Genomic DNA, 2,724 nt, shown 5'->3' with positions numbered 1-2,724 from the left:
CGCGGTCATGGTTCGAAGTTGCTGGCACGCGCAGAGGAGCTGGCCAGGCAGGAAGGCATCGACATCTTGACGCTGTCCGCCGCGCTCAACGCCATAGACTTCTATCTCGCCCACGATTACGAGCTGCTCGCCCTTGACGACTACGCCCATCGCAGCGGGGTGAGGTTGAAACGCGGCGTGATGCAGAAGTCGCTCAAGCTCCCGGGCCGATCGTCCTGAACCCGATATTGCTGCTCGAAGCTGCCGGTGTGTTCGATGTCCGTGCCGCGTTCCGGTAGCGATTGCAGTACGAGTCGTGGCACAGAAACGAGCCGCCTCGCATCACGCGGCGCGCGACGTCGGCCGGTCCCGGCGGGTTGCTCAACGGCGAGCGCGCGTAGTAATCGGGGTCGAAGCCATCGCCGCACCACTCCCAGACATTGCCGACCGTCTGATACAGGCCGTAACCATTGGGCGGGAAAGCCTCGACCGGCGCGGTGAAACGCCAGCCATCCTCGATGAGATTGGTGTGGGGGAAGTCGCCTTGCCAGATGTTGCAGCGCCATGTCCCGCAGTCGTTCGTCACGTCGTCACCCCAGGGATAGCGACATCCCGCCAGCCCCCCACGCGAGGCGTACTCCCATTGTGCTTCACTGGGCAACCCGCGCCCCGCCCATTGACAGTACGCCACGGCATCGCGCCAGCTGACGTGAACGACCGGATGATCCAGCAGGTCATCCACCGTCGACAACGCCCCGCCCGGGGCGCGCCAATGCGCACCCCGTACCGCGACCCACCACGCCATGCCGTCGAGGGCGCCGAGCACGTCCTCCCTCGGTGCCTGAACCTGATGGCGAAACACCGCCGATACTCCCCACCGCTCGGCCTCCGTGCGATATCCCGTGGCGTCGACGAAACGCGCGAAATCGCGGTTGGTAACGGTGGTCGCATCGATGACGAACGCGTCGAGATAGACCGCATGCGTCAGGTGTTCGCCATCGCGACGGTTGGCGATGTCGGTGCCTTCACCCATGACGAACGAACCGGCGGGAATGGCCGCCTGCTCGATCGGATGGCTACCGGCTCCCGCCAGTCGACGCGGAAGCCCGTCGGCCCCGGCCTCCGGGTTCTTTCGTGCCGAAGTCGGGGTACAGCAGGCACGATCGTTCGATGCCATTCGAAACGCCCCATTCAGCGCCAAGGCGCCGCCCATGTCGACGTATGGGTCGCGCTTTCGGCCCGCCAACGCGCGATCACCTGCTGGAGGTGATCGCGCAGCGCTCGGCAGGAGGGGTCGTCCCAGCGGTTGTCGAGCTCGTCGGGATCGCTTTCCAGGTCGAAGAGCTGCCCCTCGTCACTGTCGACGAAGGTCACCAGCTTCCAGCGGTCGTCACGCACCATGGTCATCAATTCGGTGTCGGTCAGGATGAAATCGCGGGCGTGCTCGGCGAAGACGTGCTCGCGACCCGCCCACGCCTCGCCCTGCAGCGCCGGCAACAGTGATTGCGCTTCCATCCAGGCCGGCGGTTCGACACCCGCCAACTCGAGAACGGTCGGCCCCAGATCCATGAGCGAAGTCAAACCTTCGATGCGTTGGTTCCCTCGCACGAACTTCGGCCCCCAGACGATCGCGGGGACATGCACACTCGACTCGTACATATTCCATTTCTGGCTATGACCGTGGTCGTTGAGGCAGTCGCCATGATCCGAGGTGAACACGATGATGGTGTCCTCGAGGACGCCACGCCTCTCCAAGGCGTCGAGCAGCCGTCCGACCTGCGCATCGATCATCGTCACGTTGGCATGATAATGGCGCCGCTGGCGGACCATCTGCTCGGGGGTCGGATGCTCCAGATGCTTGACCGCGTCATGATCGCTGTCGAGATGGTTCTGGCGCAGCGCCCTGAGCGGAGCCGGCTGACTGGCGATATCGTCCGCGCCGCCGACCGGCATCGGCACGTCACGCGTCTCGAACGGTTGGAGGTATTCAGGCGTGGGATCGTAGGGGGGGTGCGGTCCGGGAAACCCAATCTGCAGAAAGAACGGCTCGTCACCGGGGTAACGCTCGAGCCACATGGCCGCGAAGTCACCGACGAAGTTGTCGGCATGCAGCTCGGCAGGCGCCTCCCAGACGAAAGCTCCCAGGCGATCGTCATAGTCGGCGCGGTGACGGTAGGTCACCCGGCTCGGCTTGTCGCCGCCCCGGGCCCACAGCGCCTTGTCCCACTGGTCGAGGAAGAACGGCAGGTTGGGATGGTCGCGATCCTTGTTCTCGACCACGTGGCGCTCGTGGAAGCCGAGCGGCGTCTCGTACGGGAAGGTATGCATCTTGCCGATGTTGGCGCAGCGGTAGCCCGCCTGCGCCAGTTGTTCGACCCACGAATGCCGCCACGGCTCGTCGTTTCGGAACACACCGGTGCTGTGCGGATAGAGGCCCATGAACAGACTGGCTCGTGACGGCGCGCAGGATGGCGCCGTGACGTAGGTTCTCGCGAAGGTAGTGCCCTCCTGGACCAGCCGATCAAGATTCGGAGTGATCGCGTGCTCATGTCCCAGTGCGTGGATCGTGTCGAATCGCTGCTGGTCCGTGATCACGAACATGATATTGGGAACTTTCCTCTCTGACATGGACGCGGCTCCTTGCTCCATTGATGGCGATTTCACAGCTCGCTGCGATAGGTTTCGGTGATCGCGATGACGCAGGCGAGGCTGACCAATGTCATGGCAAACAGATAGAGCGCCGGC

General features: G+C 64.1%; 3 protein-coding genes. 1 reads left to right on the top strand and 2 read right to left on the bottom strand.

Annotated elements, in window-relative coordinates:
• The coding region (locus AC3AYF_RS19965) for a GNAT family N-acetyltransferase (protein WP_295039769.1) at positions 1–219 on the top strand (219 nt) is incomplete at its 5' end.
• On the opposite strand, the gene AC3AYF_RS19960 is transcribed toward AC3AYF_RS19965, so the two are convergent.
• On the bottom strand, positions 194–1,156 hold the full coding sequence (locus tag AC3AYF_RS19960; protein WP_295039766.1) for a formylglycine-generating enzyme family protein: 963 nt from the start codon (positions 1,154–1,156) through the stop codon (positions 194–196). The two genes, AC3AYF_RS19965 and AC3AYF_RS19960, sit on opposite strands and share 26 nt — an antisense overlap.
• A gap of 14 nt (positions 1,157–1,170) precedes the next feature.
• Positions 1,171–2,607: a sulfatase family protein gene (locus AC3AYF_RS19955; RefSeq protein WP_487780260.1), complete on the bottom strand. Its 1,437-nt coding sequence runs from the start codon at positions 2,605–2,607 to the stop codon at positions 1,171–1,173.
• Positions 2,608–2,724: the final 117 nt, after the last annotated feature.

The sequence above is a fragment of the Salinicola sp. genome (genome assembly GCF_982684285.1).
Note: the sequence above shows the minus strand (reverse complement) of the source record. Positions and strands in the feature narration are given on the sequence as shown.

Excerpts from the sequence above, each read along its gene's own strand:
- AC3AYF_RS19955 (WP_487780260.1), bottom strand. The coding sequence starts at position 2,607 with ATGTCAGAGAGGAAAGTTCCCAATATCATGTTCGTGATCACGGACCAG.
- AC3AYF_RS19960 (WP_295039766.1), bottom strand. The coding sequence starts at position 1,156 with ATGGCATCGAACGATCGTGCCTGCTGTACCCCGACTTCGGCACGAAAG.